Raw genomic sequence first — 19,549 nt, forward strand, 5'->3', positions numbered from 1 at the left:
AAGCCACAAACTGTAAGTAAGTATGTCTGTTATTACTTATTTTGAGCTTTAGGCTTAATTGTTGTTTTTGCATCAGCAGCCATTAGAGCAAATACAGCATATGCAGCGGTATTTTGACGAAGCTTAGCAGGTGTTACTTTATCAAGCGTATCGTCAGCTGTATGGTGGTAATCAAAGTAATCTGTTCCATCTTGAGCAAGTTCAAAAATAGGCGCTGACGTTGCTGCTTTAAGTGGAATTAGATCGGGGCCACCATTCGCTTGGTTTTTACCAATGTGCTCAATATTTAACGGCGCAAGTTCTTTTGCTATAGCGCGAACTACAGGAAGTGACTCTGCGCTTACGTTCGATTCAAAAGCATATACAACATCGGCGCCAAAATCAGACTCAGCGGCTGCAACAATATTGCTTAGCTCGTTTTTATGCTCTGCAAAATAAGCTTTTGCACCCCAAAGACCTAGCTCTTCAGCTGCAAAAAGTACCACACGAATACTGCGCTTAGGACGTTTTACATCGCTAATATGTTTAGCGGCTGCCATTGTTAGCGCAACGCCTGCACCGTCATCTAGTGCGCCAGTCCCTAAGTCCCAAGAATCTAAATGCCCGCCAATTAATACATATTGCTCAGGGTTTTCGGTACCATTAAATTGGCCAATAACGTTATAACCAGTGCCTTCACCAAGGCTTTCGGTTTGCACATTAATATTTACCGATACGTCTTTATCTAAAGCAATGAGTCGTGCTATTTGATCGGCATCTGGATTAGCAATGGTTACATTAGGTATTTTTGTAACACCTTCTTTGTAGTAACTACCGCCAGTGTGTGCAAAACGATGATGACCAGTACTTACCGAGCGCATCATGTAGGCAACAGCCCCTTTTTTAGACGCTTCTATAGCGCCTGTGCCACGTGCTTTTACAGCAGGTCCGTAACCATTCCCGTCTATATCGCGGTTCATGCGGTAATTAATATACGCAATTTTACCTTTTAGGCTATTTGCTGGTGCTGCAATTAACTCATCAAGTGTTTCGAACAAGACTACTGATGCTGTGATCCCACCTTTAGGCGTGCTTATACTGTTACCTAATGCAGTTAAATGTAGAGGTTGCTCGCTTGGTGTTAGTATTTTTCCGCTTTCGCTATAACGGCGCCATTCAGGAAAAGTCGCTTCTTCAAGCCATACTTTATCAAAACCAAGCTCATTAAATTTAGCTTTAGCCCATGCCACTGCTTTTTTATCATTTTCAGTACCAGGTAAGCGAGGTCCTACTTCAGTTGTTAATGACTCTAGTAATTTATAGCTTAAATCACTATTTAGAGCAGAGGTGCGCACTTCATTGACTTGTTGTAATTGCTTTTGGGTAAATTCGGCGTTGTTAGCGTTTGCAGCCATACTGCTAGTAAGCAGCAGTGCGGTAATTAATTTTTTCATTTGGGTAAGCCTTTTTAATAATTAGCGCTATTAGAACATGTAACAAACATGATAAAAAATAGATGAGATGAATAGGCTTTGTAATAGGTTTAATGCTGTTAGGTATAAACGTTTAGATATAAAAAAAGCCCGCATAAATTTACGCGGGCTATCTTTTAACACTGTTATTTAAGGTATTTAATTAAAAGCTAAATTGCGCAGCTAAACGAAGATTTGTACCCTCGCCAACAGTTACATTACTCGTGCCGCCACCACCTAAATAGCTTTTATCAAATAAGTTTTCGATGTTAAGGCGTAAGTTAATATCGGTATTGCTTAAGTTAAACTTATAAGTGGCGCCAACATCAACACGTGTATATGCATCTTTAGTAATTGTATTATCGCTATCTGCAAAGCGCTCGCCTTCGTAAAAAGCGCCAGCGTTAATGGCAATGGCGTCGTTTAATTCATAACGAGTCCACAGAGATGCCGACCATTTTGGTGCATCGGTAGGGCGCTTACCTTCCAATACTTCATCGCGTTCAAAGTTAGCATCTAGATACATAGTTGATGCCATAACAAATAAGCGGTCAGTAGCAGCACCTTGTGCGCTTACTTCAACACCTTTATGGCGTTGTTCACCCACTTGGTTTGTTTCACTTGTGAATGAGCCAATAGGTGTCTCAAGCTGTTCGCTAACAAGTGTGCCTTCTTTACTAATATCAAAAAGTGCACCTGTAAGCAGTAAACGGTCATCAAATAATTGCCATTTAATACCAATCTCTCTTTGCTCTGAGGTAATGGCATCTAGCTTCATGCCATTATTTACATCGGTTTCATCAATCAGAGTTTCACTACCTTGAGGCTCAAAACCTTCTGAGTAACTAGCATATATAGTTGCCGAAGTATTTGGATGATAAAGCACACCTACCTTTGGTACAAATGACTCGTTATCTGCACCTTCTCGTGTTTGTTTATCGTAACGGCCACCTAGCGATAATTGCCATTGTGGTGAGAACGAAATTAAGTCCTGAACGTAAATACCGTAATAGTCGTATTCAGTTTCGCTTACTGTATCATCTGTTTTATAACTTACAGATGGGCGTGATGGTTCTGCTTGTCCTGCAGAAAAATCAAAGTAGTCAGCAGAAGTACGGCGTTGCCCGTAGTAGTAATCTAGCGAGTTTGCGCCAATTAAAAACTGATGCTGTAAGCTACCTGTTTTAAATTCCCCAATAAAATCAATAAATGCAGTTTTAAATTGCCAATCGTCAAAACGGTCGTAAGGACGAGATTCATAGCTGTCACCTTCAGCAAAGCCACTAGGCATGCGAGGTGCTGACTCAAAGCGTTGGCGCTCAAACGTTTGTTCGTTATAGCCAAGTTTTACTTGCCAGTTATCGGTTAAAAATACTTCTAGGTCTACACCTAGGTTTTCTACGGTAATATCGGTAAACGCCCAAGACATATCACGGATTGTTTTATCGCTACCAATTACATTAGCATTATCATCTATCCATGCACCAGTATCTAAACCTGCTTCGTCATCTGTGCGGTCGTAATGCACACGTACTAATGCGTTATCGCTAATATCGTAATCTACAACTAAAGCACCTAAAAAGCGGTCGCGTTCACGATTTTCACCGTTTTGGTACTCACGCCAGTAGTCAACGTCTTGCTTTACTAAAATCCCGCGAGCACGTAAATCTTCCGATTCAGTCAAGGCACCTGCAGCATCAACCATAAAGCGGGTTGAGCCATGCTGATCTACATCGGCACTGGCATTAAATAATGTTTGTGCTGTAGGCTTTTTAGTTACCATGTTAACCAAGCCACCCGGGCCTGACTGACCATATAAAATACTTGATGGGCCTTTAATTACTTCAACTTGTTGCAAAATTTCGATTGGTTGCTGATAGTGCGACCAATGCTGATGACCGTCGCGTAAATAACCTGTCGATGAGCTCAGCTCAAAGCCGCGTAAGTTAAATACTTCACGATTTCGTTGTTGTGAGCCTGCAGTTAAGCTTGCGTCATTTGTGAGTACTTCGCCAAGTGTAGTGGCAAGCTGTTCGCTAATAATAGTGTCGGTTATTACAGTGACAGATTGTGCAGTTTCAAGTAATGAAGCTGATGTTCTCATTGCGCCATTAGCGTTATCTACTTTGTAATCGTTAAAGTAGCTTCCCTTTACTTCTATGCGTTCAAGGTCGGTAGTGTTTGCATATGTGCTTGTTGTAATGCTTGCTAATAGTGCTATGTAAATAGAATTCAGTTTCATTAATTGCTTCCAGCGCAGGTATGTAAAAAACAATCGCGATCTTAATGCAAACTACTATCATTTTCAACACCTTTCATTAACATGTTTTATAATGTGTTTGTTAATGGTTGCCAATTACGAATTCTGCTATTATAAGCTGCATATTAGTGGGGCTTTCTCCCATGTTATTTTATTGCTATGGAACTTACTGTGACTTCAACTGCTTTTTCATCTTTGGCTTTACCGGCTGGACTCGTTGATAACTTATCAACACTTGGCTATGCCCACATGACACCTGTACAAGCGCAAAGTTTGCCGCCTGTACTTGCTGGTAAAGACATCATTGCTCAGGCAAAAACCGGTTCAGGTAAAACTGCTGCGTTTAGCTTGGGTGTGTTAGCTAAATTAAACGTAAAACGCTTTCGTATTCAATCTTTAGTCTTGTGTCCGACTCGCGAACTTGCCGAGCAGGTTGCGGTAGAAATGCGTAAATTAGCGCGCGGCATTCATAACATTAAAATATTGACGTTATGTGGTGGTGTTTCAATTGGCCCGCAAATAGGTTCACTTGAACATGGCGCGCATATTATTGTTGGCACGCCAGGGCGTGTTGATGACCATATTCGTAAAGGTACTCTACGTTTAGATGATGTGGAAACATTGGTGCTTGATGAAGCTGATCAAATGCTTGATATGGGTTTTCAAGACACACTTGATGCAATTATTGAGCGTATTCCACAAAATCGTCAAACATTGTTATTTAGTGCTACTTTCCCAAGAGCTATTGAAGCAATTGCTAAGCGTGTACTTAAAAATCCAGAAATGGTTAAAGTAGAAGAAGAGCAAGCCAAAAGCACAATTAAGCAGTACTTCTACAAAATGGATAACAATAAGCAGCGCTATCCAACGCTTAAGTTATTACTTCTTAAATTTACACCACAAAGCTGTGTTGTATTTTGTAATACCAAAGTAGAAACTCAACAAGTGTGTGATGATTTAGCTGACGAAGGCTTCAGCGCTGTTGCATTGCACGGTGATTTAGAGCAACGCGATCGTGAACGTACGCTAATTCACTTTTCAAATAAAAGTGCTTCAATACTTGTTGCAACCGATGTTGCTGCACGAGGTTTAGATATTGATGACATGGATATGGTTATTAACTACCATTTAGCACATGACACGCAAACACATGTTCACCGTGTTGGCCGAACTGGGCGTGCTGGTAAAAAGGGCATTGCTTGTTCTATTTATGGTGAAGCTGAAGCGTTTAAAATTGCACAAATTGGCGATCATTACGAGCGTGATATTACTCCAGAGCAAATGCCGCCGTTTAATTTATTAGATAAACCGCCGTACCGACCTGAAATGGTTACTTTGATGATTGATTCAGGTAAAAAGCAAAAAGTACGTGCAGGCGATATTCTTGGTGCTCTAACAGGTAAGGATGGAGTTGCAGGTCGTCAAGTAGGTAAAATTAACGTACTTGATAACGTAGCATTTGTTGCTGTTGAACGTAACTCATCAAAACCAGCACTTCGCAAACTAACCGAAGGCAACATTAAAGGGCGTAAAATACGCGCTCGTCGCCTTACTCGTTAATTTAAACCGCTAAATTAACAAATTAGCGAGCAGCTACCTTTAGCTGCTCGTATTGTAATTTTATTTTTTTAAACTTAACTTCACAACCATTTGGTTTATCTGGGTGCATCTGTAATGCAAGTTGTCTCCAGCGCTTTTGAACGTTTTTAAGAGTGAAATTTTCAGGTAACTTCCATTCTAAAGCCAACGCTTTAAATTCATTGTCATTTAATACCAGTTGTGGTGATGTCGTTTTAAACTGACGCCAAAAACTATTCAAAAGCTCATCAATTTTCTCTTCACCGGTATCGTAATTACGCCAATCTAAATAATAATCTCGCAAATTTTCGTTCGTTGTTACTAAACTATTATCTTCTTTTTCTAAAAGCTCGATATGCAGAGTTGAAATGAGTAAACTTTGAGGGCGTAATTGTGCCTGCAGTTGGTACAATGCATTCATAATTAAAAAGTTACGTTTAAATAAATCACGTTCAGGGCTTTTATCGAGTGTTGTTATTGCGCTGCGGTTTGTCAGTTCTGCTGCTAAAGTATGAACTTGCCAAACCTGCCTTGTTAATATCAGCTCAAAAATCTCATCAATCAGTGGGTTAAGCATTGTTTAGGCCCTAGTAGTTAGTGTATCTTCAATAAAGATTACACTGATATAAGTAACGGTTTGAAGGATTAAAATTATGCTGGGCAAGTTTAAATGCCTCTTATTTATTATATGCTGTGTACTAATAGCTCCTAGCTATGCCCAAAATAGTGATTCGTTATTTGAGCAATTCAAAAACGAAGTGCAGTGGGAGCCTAAATTACAATTAGCAAATACGTTACTTGCTAATAAAAACGTTTCTAAAAAAGAGCGTGTCGCTGTTTATTCGGCATTAGGTAATAGTGCGTTATCGGCTGATAATTTTAAAGAATCTTTACACTATTTTAAATTATTAGAAAAAAACACTTCAGATACTTTCTTTCCTGACGAGCACTTTCGTGCAATAAAAATGCAAGGTGTAGCACTTTTTTATCAAGGCTTATTTCAAAAAGCCATAAGTGAATATACCCGCACCCTAGTATTAGCTGAAAAAAATGAACAACTACTTGAACAAGCAAATTTACTAAATAATATTGGTTTGGCTTATTTTAATATGAATAAGCTAGGCGATACCCTAGAGTTTTACTTAAAGGCAAAAGCTATTTACGAAGCGCACGGTAGTGAGCAAGATCAAACCGACATATTACTTAATATAGCAGGCGTATATATACGCTTATCACGCTACGATAGTGCATTTAGTCTTTATCAAGATGTACTTAAAGTTTATCAGCGGTTAGATGATAAAAGCGGTATTGCGCAGGTATACAACAATATGGGTGTTGCTCATATGGAGAGTAATCAATTTGACTTAGCACTTCATTATTACCAGCTAGCGCTGCGTTATTATATTTCAGCCAATGATTACAATAAGTTATCTACGCAATATACTAACTTGGCAAATACTAATTTAGTGTTAAAAAAAGTAGATGAAGCATACGAGCAAGCTAAATTAGGTGAGTACTATGCGCTTAAAATAGGTAACCATAATTTAGAGCTTAATGCGCTACATGCGCTTGGTAAAATTCAGTTTGTTAAAGGCAACTTAGAAGAGGCGAAAATAAGTTTAGATAGAGCTATTTCACTTGCCCACGAATATGGCAGTGAGCGAATAGTTAGGGAGGGTTTAGGGACTAAAGCACTACTTGAAGCCAGTAAAGGCGATTATTCAAGCGCAATGGCCTTGCAACAAGAATATATTAGTGAGCTGCGAAAACTCAGAAGTACAGCAATTATAAATGCACTAGCGGTACTTCAGCATCAATTTAAAGCAACACAATTAAACCAAGAGATAGAAAAACTTAAACAAGATCGACGTGTGCAAGAGCTAAAAATGTCGCAGCGTTCTCAGCTTACTTTATTCTCTTTTTTACTATTACTTTTGGTTGTTGTAACTGGTATTGCGCTTTACCGCCGTGGCGCAGAAAAACGCGCTAAGCAGCAGTTAACAGAGCAAGTTACGCAGCGCACTGCCGAGTTACAAGCAATAGCACAGGAGCTAAGAGAAGCTAACGATGTTAAAAGCCAGTTTTTGGCCAATATTAGCCACGAAATCCGCACTCCACTAACGGCTATTTTAGGGCAAACAGATGCTTTAATTAATGAATTATATGAGCCTGAGTCACTTAAAGATGAATTAAGAGTAATTCAGCGTCATAGCGACCATTTAAAAAGCTTAATAAACGACGTGCTCGATTTAAGTAAAATTGAAGCCAATAGATTAGAGTTAAATATTTCGTGCTTTGATATTGTAGAGCTTGTAAATGACGTACATGCAATGTTTATCACTCAAGCAAAAGCAAAAAATTTACGCCTCATTTTAGACAATCAAGTGGGTAATGAGTTTTACACTAAGCTGGATTTAATACGCGTAAAACAGATTCTTATAAATTTATGTGCTAATGCTATTAAGTTTACTCACGCTGGCCAAATCATTATTGCTTTAAATAAGAGTGAACAAGGGCTAGTGATTATTGTAAAAGATACCGGTATTGGTATGAGCTCTAAACAGTTAAAGCTTATTTTTGAATGCTTTAGCCAAGCTGATAACAGTATTAGCCGTCGCTTTGGGGGGACAGGGTTAGGACTTAGCTTATCGCAACAATTAGCCGCGATGATGGGCGGTTATATCAGTGTACAAAGCGAATACAAAAAGGGCAGTCAGTTTTCGTTCTTTTTACCGTGCGCAGAAGTAAATAAATCGCAAAGCCTGATTGAAACTCAAAGTGCTCCAAAGGTAAATAAGCAATTGGCAGGGCGTGTTGTACTTGCAGAAGATCACCCTGATAATCGAAGGTTAATAAGCCGCTATTTACGTTCAATGGGGCTCGAGGTTATTGCCGTTGAAAATGGTGAGCAAGCGGTAGAGCAGTGCTTAAAAGAGTATCCTGATTTAGTGCTACTCGATATTCAAATGCCTGTGATGGATGGGCGTTCTGCTTTTCAGCTATTAAAACAGTGTGGTTTTGAGCGGCCTATTTTTGCTTTAACTGCAAATGCTATGAGTCATGAAGTGGATGGCTATTTAGAGTTAGGGTTTAGTGGTTACTTAGGTAAACCAATAGATAAAGAGTCATTTTATAAAGCGCTTTCCAGCCACCTACATAATGCAGAAGATCAGCCAATTACAAAGCAAAATGAAGTTGATATGAGCGATCTTGTGATAAGTTTTAAGCAAAGCTTTGCTTTGGAGAGTGAAACGATTACTCAGCATTTTATAAGTGAAGATTTAGCCGCGCTACAAAAAGATAGTCATCGCATTTTAGGAGCGGCGCAAATGTTTGGTTTAGATGAAATTGCGCAATCGGCTCAAAGTTTAGATAGAGCACTTTTACGCAGGACCCAAAAAAGTAGTGCGAATGACTTTAAAGCGCTCGTTGATACGTTGCAGAGTGTACTTAAAAAGTATAACGAAAGTTAAACTGTGTTTAATCCAGACATAAAAAAAGCGCCTTAGGCGCTTTTTTTATTCAGCTAAAACGCTTTATTGGCGTCTCATCGAATCAAAAAATTCATCATTGGTTTTGCTCATCGATAGTTTATCAATTAAGAATTCCATTGCATCAATTTCTGACATGTCATGAACAATTTTACGTAAAATCCAAAGCTTTTGAAGCTCATCTGGTTTTGTTAGTAATTCTTCACGACGAGTGCCTGAACGATTAAAGTCGATAGCAGGGAATACACGTCTTTCCGCAATTTTACGGTTAAGGTGAAGTTCCATGTTACCAGTACCTTTAAACTCTTCGTAGATAACTTCATCCATTTTAGAGCCGGTATCGATAAGAGCTGTAGCTATGATTGTTAAGCTACCACCTTCCTCAACGTTACGTGCAGCACCAAAGAAGCGCTTAGGCTTGTGTAATGCGTTAGCGTCAACACCACCAGTAAGTACTTTACCTGATGAAGGAATAACGGTGTTATAAGCACGTGCTAAACGAGTGATTGAATCCAATAAGATAACAACATCTTTTTTATGTTCAACTAAACGTTTTGCTTTTTCGATAACCATTTCGGCAACTTGTACGTGACGAGAAGCTGGCTCATCGAACGTTGATGCAATAACTTCACCTTTAACTAGGCGTTGCATCTCTGTTACTTCTTCCGGACGTTCATCAATAAGTAAAACCATTAATGTTACATCAGGGTGATTATGCGTAATTGATTGTGCAATGTTTTGAAGTAGCATTGTTTTACCCGCTTTTGGCGGAGCTACTAACAAGCCACGTTGGCCGCGGCCAATAGGAGATGCTAAATCAAGTACACGGGCTGTAATATCTTCTTTACTGCCGTTACCACGTTCCATGCGAAAACGTTCGTTTGCATGTAGTGGAGTAAGGTTTTCAAAAAGAATTTTAGTTCGAGAGTTTTCAGGTTTATCAAAGTTAACTTCATTTACTTTGAGTAAAGCAAAGTAACGTTCACCGTCTTTAGGTGGACGAATAAGGCCTGAAATTGAATCGCCAGTACGCATGCTGAAACGGCGAATTTGGCTAGGTGAAACATAAATGTCATCTGGCCCAGCTAAGTAAGAGGCTTCTGATGATCTTAAGAAGCCGAAACCATCTTGTAAAATCTCTAATACACCGCCGCCGAAGATATTCTCTCCGCCTTTGGCATGGGATTTAAGAATGGCAAAAATGATATCTTGCTTTCTTAAGCGGGCTACGTTTTCGAGCCCCATGGACTCAGCTAAGTCTACAAGCTCTTTAATCGACTTGTCTTTTAATTCGCGTAAATGCATATTGGTGGGTTCTTTATTACAGTTGTCATACTCAAAATCGCTTTGATCGTTGAGTGAGGTTTGTTGAATATAACTAAGGATTAGTTGGCTTTATAAACTAGCAGTTCACTGGCAAAGCGTCCAGTCTTTATACAAAATAAATTTAAAAAAGGGCAAAAAAGCCCTTTTTATTGTTCTAGCTTACCGTTAGATGTTGTTTTCTAAAAACTCGATAAGTTGAGTTTTTGAAAGAGCACCTACTTTCGTTGCAGCTACTTGGCCATCTTTAAAAAGAAGTAAAGTAGGGATACCACGAATACCAAACTTTGGCGGTGTGCCAGCATTTTGGTCAATATTTAATTTAGCAACAGTCACACGGCTGTCGTATTCATCAGCAACTTCGTGAAGAATAGGGGCGATCATTTTACAAGGTCCACACCATTCAGCCCAGAAATCTACTAGTACTGGTTTGTCTGATTGTAATACGTCAGATTCAAAGCTATCGTCAGTAATTTGGATTATTTTCTCGCTCATTGCGCTCTCCGATTTAGTTAGGCGAAATATTTAGTGCGTATTTAAACACTCTTGTTTCTTATTGCAAGTTTAAACGTTATGCTTAAACGCTATGACTAAGACACATTTAACCGATAAAAAGTTTTCAGACTTTGCTATCGCACCGGAAGTGGTTGCCGGTTTAACCGAGAATGGGTTTGAATATTGCACACCTATTCAAGCAAAATGCCTACCTTTTATTTGTGATGGACGCGATATCGCGGGCCAAGCTCAAACGGGTACAGGCAAAACGTTGGCGTTTTTAACTGCCACGTGCCATCGGTTATTACAATCTAGCAAAGCACCTAGTAAACATCCAAGAGCCCTGATCATGGCCCCTACTCGGGAGCTTGCGATTCAGATACACAAAGATGCTAAAATTTTAGCGCCGCACTGTAATCTTAACTTAGGTTTAGTATATGGTGGCGAAGATTACGAAAAACAACGTGCACAACTAGAAAAAGGCGTTGATATTTTAATTGGTACTACAGGTCGCCTAATTGATCTGTATAAGCAAGGCTGTTACACCCTTAATGAAATTGAGGTAGTCGTGCTGGACGAAGCCGATCGTATGTTCGATTTAGGTTTTATCAAAGATATTCGCTATATGTTCGATCGCATGCCAGATACATCAAAGCGTTTAAACTTATTATTTTCTGCCACATTATCGTACCGCGTACAAGAATTAGCTTTTGAGCACATGACAAACCCAGAGCATGTTCAAATTGAACCTGACGTTAAAACGGGTAAACGTATTCAAGAAGAGCTATTTCATCCTTCGCAAGAAGATAAAATTAAGCTGTTGTTAACCTTAATTGAAGAAGAATGGCCAGAGAAAGCAATCGTGTTTGCAAATACCAAGCATAGTTGTGAAACAGTATATGCTTGGCTTAAATCAGACGGTCATCGTGTAGGTATGCTTACTGGTGATGTTAACCAGAAAAAACGCCAAACTATATTAGCGCAATTTAGCAAAGGTGATTTAGACTTTTTAGTTGCGACCGATGTTGCAGCGCGTGGTCTTCATATTCCAGAAGTAAGTCATGTGTTTAACTTTGATTTACCTGACGATTGTGAAGATTATGTTCACCGTATTGGCCGTACTGGCCGCGCTGGTGCATCAGGCCACGCAATTAGTTTTGCATGTGAGCAATATGCATACAACCTGCATGAAATTGAAGAATATATAGAGCACAGCATTCCTTTATCACATTATGATAAAACAGCATTGCTAGATGATTTAACTCAGCCTATTATTCAAAGAAAGCGCAACTATTCAACAGGTCCACGTAACCGTAGTAATAACAGCGGACGTCGCCCAAATAATAGTTACCAAAAAGGACGGTCGTAAGCGACCGTTTGTATAAGTAGTAGTAACTAGAGGTTTTTGAACGGTGGGGCAACTTAAACCGCAAAAAAATGTGTACGCAGTTATTGATTTGGGCTCAAATAGCTTTCATATGCTTATTGCCAAATCAATTGCTGGCGGTCTACAAACAATTGGACGTGTTAAACGCAAAGTCCGATTAGCCGCAGGGCTTGATAAAGGAAACGTATTAAGCACTGAAGCAATGCAGCGAGGCTGGGAATGCCTTGCCCTTTTTGCTGAGCGTCTACAAGATATCCCAGACAAAAACATCACCATAGTAGCAACAGCTACCTTACGCTTAGCAACTAACGCCGACGTATTTAAAAATCATGCCGAAAAAATTCTAGGTCATAACATTAATGTTATTAGCGGAGAATTAGAAGCGCGCACAATTTATAAAGGTGTTGCCCATACTTCATCTTGTACTGGCAAACAGCTTGTTATTGATATTGGTGGTGCAAGTACAGAAGTTGTAATTGGTAAAGCATTTGATGCCCTACATTACAAAAGCCTCAATATGGGCTGTGTTACCTATCTTGAACGCTATTTTAAAGATTGCCAACTAAGTAAGAGTAACTTTAACGCAGCAATAAAAGCGGCTCGTACAGTCATTGATGAAATTTCTCCAGAGTATAAAGCAGCTGGATGGCAAATTGCATCTGGAGCTTCTGGTACAGTACAAGCAATTCAAGAAATTATGGTCGCGCAAAATCTTGACGACTTACTTACACTTGAAAAGCTCAACACTATAAAAGATCAAGCAATTGCATTTAGCACTATTGCAGCGCTAGACCTTCCTGGATTAAGTGAAGACCGTCGACTGGTATTTGTATCAGGACTTGCAATCTTAATCGCACTATTTGAATCTCTTGAAATAGAAAAAATGGGATTGGCGGGTGGAGCACTGCGTGAAGGTGTTTTATATAGCATGGTTCCGGAGTTTCATAATAACGACATTCGCAAACGCACAGTTGATGGGTTTATGAGTCGTTATCATGTTGATCAAAAACAAGCGTGTCGAGTTTCTAGCTTGGCAATGCAGTTAGCGCTGAGTATTGATAAAGATTGGCCAATTGAAAGCTTAAATGGGTTACCACTATTAAAAGCGGTAGCGCAGCTTCATGAGGTTGGATTACTAATAGAGTATAAGCAGTACCATAAACATACCGCTTATATTTTGGAAAATACCGATATGCCTGGTTTTTCACAATCAGAGCATAAATTAATAGTAGCGGTAGCAGATGCACATCGATCTGATTTTCCAAAAGGTTGTTTTAATTCACTCGGCGTAAATAGTCTATTAGCGCAATATATAGTGAGATTACTACGAATAGCAGTCATTTTATCAATGCGCAGACAAGATGATGTACTGCCTAAGTTTAAGTTAACTGCTAAAAATGAAGTGTTAGACCTTAAGTTTGAAAGTAACTGGTTAAAAGATCATCCGTTGATGGCCAGCGAGCTGCAACAAGAGTCTAAACAGCAAGGAAAACTTGGCTGGAAGCTCATAGTAAACTAATTAACAAGGGCCATCAGGGCCTTTTTAGTGTTTAAAGTAACCATTTCGATGTAAATATGTGCGAACAGCACATTATTTCAAGTTTTCTTCAAAAAAGGGTTGATCTGTTTTCGGATCTCCCTATAATGCGACCCCACTGAGACGGGAAACGCCAACGCATAGCGAGGCACGAACTACTCAGAGAGTTAAATAAAACTTCGGTTTTAAATTGTCGAAAGAAATTTTAAAACAAAGTGTTGACTCAAAAAATAAAGGGTGTATTATTCTCATCCCTTGAGGCGCTAAAGCGACTCAAACGTTCTTTAACAATATAAAGCAATCATCTGTGTGGGCACTCGTACAGATTGAGTTCTAACAGCCAAACTACTTCGTTCTTTATTGAGCAAGTAATGAGGCAAACAAATTAGAGTCTCAATTGAAAACTGAGTGACCAACAGAATAGTTATTTCGGTAATTATTCGGCACAGTCAATTCAATATCGAAAGATATTAAAAAATTCAGAATTCATTGAGCTGTCGAAAGACATAAAACTTTTTAATTGAAGAGTTTGATCATGGCTCAGATTGAACGCTGGCGGCAGGCCTAACACATGCAAGTCGAGCGGTAACAGAGAGTAGCTTGCTACTTTGCTGACGAGCGGCGGACGGGTGAGTAATGCTTGGGAACATGCCTTGAGGTGGGGGACAACAGTTGGAAACGACTGCTAATACCGCATAATGTCTACGGACCAAAGAGGGCTTCGGCTCTCGCCTTTAGATTGGCCCAAGTGGGATTAGCTAGTTGGTGAGGTAATGGCTCACCAAGGCGACGATCCCTAGCTGGTTTGAGAGGATGATCAGCCACACTGGGACTGAGACACGGCCCAGACTCCTACGGGAGGCAGCAGTGGGGAATATTGCACAATGGGCGCAAGCCTGATGCAGCCATGCCGCGTGTGTGAAGAAGGCCTTCGGGTTGTAAAGCACTTTCAGTCAGGAGGAAAGGTTAGTAGTTAATACCTGCTAGCTGTGACGTTACTGACAGAAGAAGCACCGGCTAACTCCGTGCCAGCAGCCGCGGTAATACGGAGGGTGCGAGCGTTAATCGGAATTACTGGGCGTAAAGCGTACGCAGGCGGTTTGTTAAGCGAGATGTGAAAGCCCCGGGCTCAACCTGGGAACTGCATTTCGAACTGGCAAACTAGAGTGTGATAGAGGGTGGTAGAATTTCAGGTGTAGCGGTGAAATGCGTAGAGATCTGAAGGAATACCGATGGCGAAGGCAGCCACCTGGGTCAACACTGACGCTCATGTACGAAAGCGTGGGGAGCAAACGGGATTAGATACCCCGGTAGTCCACGCCGTAAACGATGTCTACTAGAAGCTCGGAGCCTCGGTTCTGTTTTTCAAAGCTAACGCATTAAGTAGACCGCCTGGGGAGTACGGCCGCAAGGTTAAAACTCAAATGAATTGACGGGGGCCCGCACAAGCGGTGGAGCATGTGGTTTAATTCGATGCAACGCGAAGAACCTTACCTACACTTGACATACAGAGAACTTACCAGAGATGGTTTGGTGCCTTCGGGAACTCTGATACAGGTGCTGCATGGCTGTCGTCAGCTCGTGTTGTGAGATGTTGGGTTAAGTCCCGCAACGAGCGCAACCCCTATCCTTAGTTGCTAGCAGGTAATGCTGAGAACTCTAAGGAGACTGCCGGTGATAAACCGGAGGAAGGTGGGGACGACGTCAAGTCATCATGGCCCTTACGTGTAGGGCTACACACGTGCTACAATGGCGCATACAGAGTGCTGCGAACTCGCGAGAGTAAGCGAATCACTTAAAGTGCGTCGTAGTCCGGATTGGAGTCTGCAACTCGACTCCATGAAGTCGGAATCGCTAGTAATCGCGTATCAGAATGACGCGGTGAATACGTTCCCGGGCCTTGTACACACCGCCCGTCACACCATGGGAGTGGGTTGCTCCAGAAGTAGATAGTCTAACCCTCGGGAGGACGTTTACCACGGAGTGATTCATGACTGGGGTGAAGTCGTAACAAGGTAGCCCTAGGGGAACCTGGGGCTGGATCACCTCCTTATACGATTTAGAACTTATTTGTTCGTAGTGTCCACACAGATGATTGTTAATTAGTGCGTGTCCTTCGGGATAACTAATTAATATGCTCTTTAAAAATTTGGAAAAGCTGATAATAAAATTCTGATAGATACATTGTATTTATCAAGAGTTTTCAAAAGTAAAAAAAGAATGGTAGCAGTACCATTCAGTGCCATTTAATTAACTCTTAGGAGTTGATTGATTGGTATCTACTTTAGTATTCAATATTGACTTCTGGCGAAGTTAAACTGTCACAAAACAAAGACCCGTTTGGGTTGTATGGTTAAGTGACTAAGCGTACACGGTGGATGCCTTGGCAGTTGGAGGCGATGAAGGACGTATTAACTTGCGATAAGCCTAGTCAAGCTAGTAAAAAGCGCTTGAGACTAGGATTTCCGAATGGGGAAACCCACCTGCTTGCAGGTATCGTTAACTGAATACATAGGTTAACGAGGCGAACGCGGAGAACTGAAACATCTAAGTACCCGTAGGAAAAGAAATCAACCGAGATTCCGAAAGTAGCGGCGAGCGAAATCGGAACAGCCCTTAAGCTTATTATGTGTTAATGGAAGGCTCTGGAAAGTGCCACGATACAGGGTGATAGTCCCGTACATGAAAAGACATTTTAAGTGAAATCGAGTAGGTCGGAGCACGTGAAACTTTGACTGAATATAGGTGGACCATCATCTAAGGCTAAATACTCCCAACTGACCGATAGTGAACCAGTACCGTGAGGGAAAGGCGAAAAGAACCCCTGTGAGGGGAGTGAAATAGAACCTGAAACCGTGTACGTACAAGCAGTAGGAGCCCACTTGTTGGGTGACTGCGTACCTTTTGTATAATGGGTCAGCGACTTATATTTTGTAGCGAGGTTAACCGAATAGGGTAGCCGTAGGGAAACCGAGTCTTAACTGGGCGAATAGTTGCAAGGTATAGACCCGAAACCCGGTGATCTAGCCATGGGCAGGTTGAAGGTTGAGTAACATCAACTGGAGGACCGAACCCACTAACGTTGAAAAGTTAGGGGATGACCTGTGGCTAGGAGTGAAAGGCTAATCAAACCGGGAGATAGCTGGTTCTCCCCGAAATCTATTTAGGTAGAGCCTCGGACGAATACTTACGGGGGTAGAGCACTGTTAAGGCTAGGGGGTCATCCCGACTTACCAACCCTTTGCAAACTCCGAATACCGTAAAGTAATATCCGGGAGACACACGGCGGGTGCTAACGTCCGTCGTGAAGAGGGAAACAACCCAGACCGCCAGCTAAGGTCCCAAAGTCATAGTTAAGTGGGAAACGATGTGGAAAGGCCCAGACAGCCAGGAGGTTGGCTTAGAAGCAGCCATCCTTTAAAGAAAGCGTAATAGCTCACTGGTCGAGTCGGTCTGCGCGGAAGATGTAACGGGGCTAAACTATGCACCGAAGCTGCGGATTCAGAATTTATTCTGAGTGGTAGGGGAGCGTTCTGTAAGCGGTTGAAGGTGTACCGGGAGGTATGCTGGACGTATCAGAAGTGCGAATGCTGACATGAGTAACGATAATGGGAGTGAAAAACTCCCACGCCGGAAGACCAAGGGTTCCTATCCCATGTTAATCAGGGTAGGGTAAGTCGACCCCTAAGGCGAGGCCGAAAGGCGTAGTCGATGGGAAACAGATTAATATTTCTGTACTCGATATAATTGCGATGGGGGGACGGAGCAGGCTAAACAAGCATGGCGTTGGTAGTCCATGTGAAAGTGAGTAGGTTGGCGACTTAGGTAAATCCGGGTTGCTATTAAGACTGAGACACGAGACGAGTCACTACGGTGATGAAGTTGTTGATGCCATACTTCCAGGAAAAGCCTCTAAGCTTCAGATTATATGGAATCGTACCCCAAACCGACACAGGTGGTCAGGTAGAGAATACTAAGGCGCTTGAGAGAACTCGGGTGAAGGAACTAGGCAAAATCGTACCGTAACTTCGGGAGAAGGTACGCTCCTATCTGTGATGAGACTTGCTCTCTAAGCGGACGGGAGCCGCAGTGACCAGGTGGCTGGGACTGTTTATTAAAAACACAGCACTGTGCAAAATCGCAAGATGACGTATACGGTGTGACACCTGCCCGGTGCCGGAAGGTTAATTGATGGGGTTATCCTTAGGGAGAAGCTCTTGATCGAAGCCCCGGTAAACGGCGGCCGTAACTATAACGGTCCTAAGGTAGCGAAATTCCTTGTCGGGTAAGTTCCGACCTGCACGAATGGTGTAACCATGGCCACGCTGTCTCCACCCGAGACTCAGTGAAATTGAAATCGCAGTGAAGATGCTGTGTACCCGCGGCTAGACGGAAAGACCCCGTGAACCTTTACTACAGCTTGGCACTGAACATTGAACCTACATGTGTAGGATAGGTGGGAGACTTTGAAGCAGCGACGCTAGTTGTTGTGGAGTCGTCCTTGAAATACCACCCTTGTAGTTTTGATGTTCTAACGTTGGCCCCTGAATCGGGGTTACGGACAGTGCCTGGTGGGTAGTTTGACTGGGGCGGTCTCCTCCTAAAGAGTAACGGAGGAGCACGAAGGTTGGCTAAGTACGGTCGGACATCGTACGGTTAGTGTAATGGTAGAAGCCAGCTTAACTGCGAGACAGACACGTCGAGCAGGTACGAAAGTAGGTCATAGTGATCCGGTGGTTCTGAATGGAAGGGCCATCGCTCAACGGATAAAAGGTACTCCGGGGATAACAGGCTGATACCGCCCAAGAGTTCATATCGACGGCGGTGTTTGGCACCTCGATGTCGGCTCATCACATCCTGGGGCTGAAGTCGGTCCCAAGGGTATGGCTGTTCGCCATTTAAAGTGGTACGCGAGCTGGGTTTAGAACGTCGTGAGACAGTTCGGTCCCTATCTGCCGTGGGCGTTTGAGAATTGAGAGGGGTTGCTCCTAGTACGAGAGGACCGGAGTGAACGAACCGCTGGTGTTCGGGTTGTCATGCCAATGGCATTGCCCGGTAGCTACGTTCGGAACTGATAAGCGCTGAAAGCATCTAAGCGCGAAGCAGGCCTCGAGATGAGTTCTCACTAGACTTTTAAAGTCTCTGAAGGGCCGTTGAAGACTACAACGTTGATAGGCAAGATGTGGAAGTGGTGTGAGCCATTAAGCTAACTTGTACTAATTACCCGTGAGGCTTAACCATACAACGCCAAACGCGTTTTATGTGATAGTGAAACAAGCGAAGAAGTTAATATAACTAAAGTAGAAATTACTTAGAAAGACTTAAAAAATATTATCAGATATTTTCCAAATTCAGTTAGTGCGTAGAAATACGAATTAACGCCCAAATTTGCTTGGTGACAATAGCGTTTTGGACCCACCTGATTCCATGCCGAACTCAGTAGTGAAACGAAACAGCGCCGATGATAGTGTAGCATTTGCTATGTGAAAGTAGGACATTACCAGGCTTCAAATTGTAGAGAGCCCGACTAGAAATAGTCGGGCTTTTTTACGTCTGAAGAAAAGTGAAATGTGCGCAATTAACATCCACTCACAGCTACATCCATCACGTAGGTCGGCCGTAGCGACTCCCGACGTTCCCGACGTTAAAATCACAACAAAACTTCTCAGTATTTCAGTCGGCCAATAAAATAGCATTTGCTAAGTGACTCTCCACCGCTGTGGGCACTACGACATCCTACTGCGTAGCGCACCGACCTCAAATTGTAGAAAGCCCGAATCTAACAATTCGGGCTTTTTTACGTCTGCAGAAAAGTAAAATGTGCGCAGTTAACACACACTCACAGCAACACCCATCATGTAGGTCGGGTGAGCTTAGCGACTCCCGACGTTAAAATCACATCTAGGAGTGTGTAATTAATATTTATAAAAGTAGGATTGTTAATGAGTACAGAGATATTTAGTCGTTAATCATTACTTAAAGTTTTATCTAGCTGTCCCGCTCTCATTTTTATATAGATACTTCTAA

Annotated in this window: 9 protein-coding genes and 3 rRNA genes; 7 read left to right on the forward strand and 5 right to left on the reverse strand. The window is 41.8% G+C overall.

The window, feature by feature from the left end; translation table 11 throughout:
- Positions 1-32: 32 nt before the first annotated feature.
- Positions 33-1,433 (reverse strand): M20/M25/M40 family metallo-hydrolase, encoded by a 1,401-nt coding sequence (locus ABX891_RS02265; RefSeq protein WP_002960950.1) that lies wholly within the window; start codon positions 1,431-1,433, stop codon positions 33-35.
- A 181-nt stretch (positions 1,434-1,614) separates the two neighbouring features.
- Complete coding sequence (locus tag ABX891_RS02270; protein WP_278380184.1) at positions 1,615-3,693, reverse strand: TonB-dependent siderophore receptor; 2,079 nt, start codon at positions 3,691-3,693, stop codon at positions 1,615-1,617.
- 189 nt (positions 3,694-3,882) lie between these two features.
- Here ABX891_RS02270 and dbpA point away from each other — a divergent pair, with 189 nt between their 5' ends.
- Positions 3,883-5,271 (forward strand): ATP-dependent RNA helicase DbpA, encoded by a 1,389-nt coding sequence (gene dbpA / locus ABX891_RS02275; protein ID WP_002960948.1) that lies wholly within the window; start codon positions 3,883-3,885, stop codon positions 5,269-5,271.
- A gap of 22 nt (positions 5,272-5,293) precedes the next feature.
- Here dbpA and ABX891_RS02280 read toward each other — a convergent pair whose 3' ends face one another.
- Entirely contained in the window at positions 5,294-5,866 is a 573-nt protein-coding gene (locus ABX891_RS02280) for a DNA-J related domain-containing protein (protein WP_278380182.1), read from the reverse strand.
- Between the two features lie 76 nt (positions 5,867-5,942).
- Here ABX891_RS02280 and ABX891_RS02285 point away from each other — a divergent pair, with 76 nt between their 5' ends.
- Positions 5,943-8,762, forward strand: coding sequence for a tetratricopeptide repeat-containing hybrid sensor histidine kinase/response regulator (locus ABX891_RS02285; protein WP_354628826.1), 2,820 nt, complete (start codon positions 5,943-5,945; stop codon positions 8,760-8,762).
- Positions 8,763-8,825: 63 nt separating this feature from the next.
- Here the strand turns inward: ABX891_RS02285 and rho are convergent, their stop codons facing one another.
- Together rho and trxA are read right to left on the reverse strand one after the other, a co-directional pair.
- Positions 8,826-10,085, reverse strand: coding sequence for a transcription termination factor Rho (gene rho, locus ABX891_RS02290; RefSeq protein WP_002960945.1), 1,260 nt, complete (start codon positions 10,083-10,085; stop codon positions 8,826-8,828).
- 186 nt (positions 10,086-10,271) lie between these two features.
- The gene (trxA, locus tag ABX891_RS02295) at positions 10,272-10,598 is read right to left on the reverse strand and encodes a thioredoxin TrxA (protein WP_354628827.1); all 327 of its coding nucleotides are present in this window, start codon (positions 10,596-10,598) and stop codon (positions 10,272-10,274) included.
- 91 nt (positions 10,599-10,689) lie between these two features.
- Here trxA and rhlB point away from each other — a divergent pair, with 91 nt between their 5' ends.
- The 5 genes from rhlB (at position 10,690) to rrf (ending at position 19,028) form a co-directional block, all read left to right on the forward strand.
- The gene (rhlB, locus tag ABX891_RS02300) at positions 10,690-11,967 is read left to right on the forward strand and encodes an ATP-dependent RNA helicase RhlB (protein WP_002960940.1); all 1,278 of its coding nucleotides are present in this window, start codon (positions 10,690-10,692) and stop codon (positions 11,965-11,967) included.
- Between the two features lie 43 nt (positions 11,968-12,010).
- Positions 12,011-13,504 (forward strand): guanosine-5'-triphosphate,3'-diphosphate diphosphatase, encoded by a 1,494-nt coding sequence (gene gppA, locus ABX891_RS02305; protein ID WP_354628828.1) that lies wholly within the window; start codon positions 12,011-12,013, stop codon positions 13,502-13,504.
- Between the two features lie 535 nt (positions 13,505-14,039).
- Positions 14,040-15,575: ribosomal RNA gene (locus ABX891_RS02310) — 16S ribosomal RNA — on the forward strand.
- Positions 15,576-15,873: 298 nt separating this feature from the next.
- Positions 15,874-18,763, forward strand: a 23S ribosomal RNA gene (locus ABX891_RS02315).
- 150 nt (positions 18,764-18,913) lie between these two features.
- A 5S ribosomal RNA gene (gene rrf, locus ABX891_RS02320) occupies positions 18,914-19,028 on the forward strand.
- The 16S, 23S and 5S rRNA genes sit together here, the layout of an rRNA operon.
- The last annotated feature ends 521 nt before the right edge of the window (positions 19,029-19,549 follow it).

The organism is Pseudoalteromonas sp. NCIMB 1079 (assembly GCF_040567695.1).
GTDB classification, from domain to species: domain Bacteria; phylum Pseudomonadota; class Gammaproteobacteria; order Enterobacterales; family Alteromonadaceae; genus Pseudoalteromonas; species Pseudoalteromonas distincta.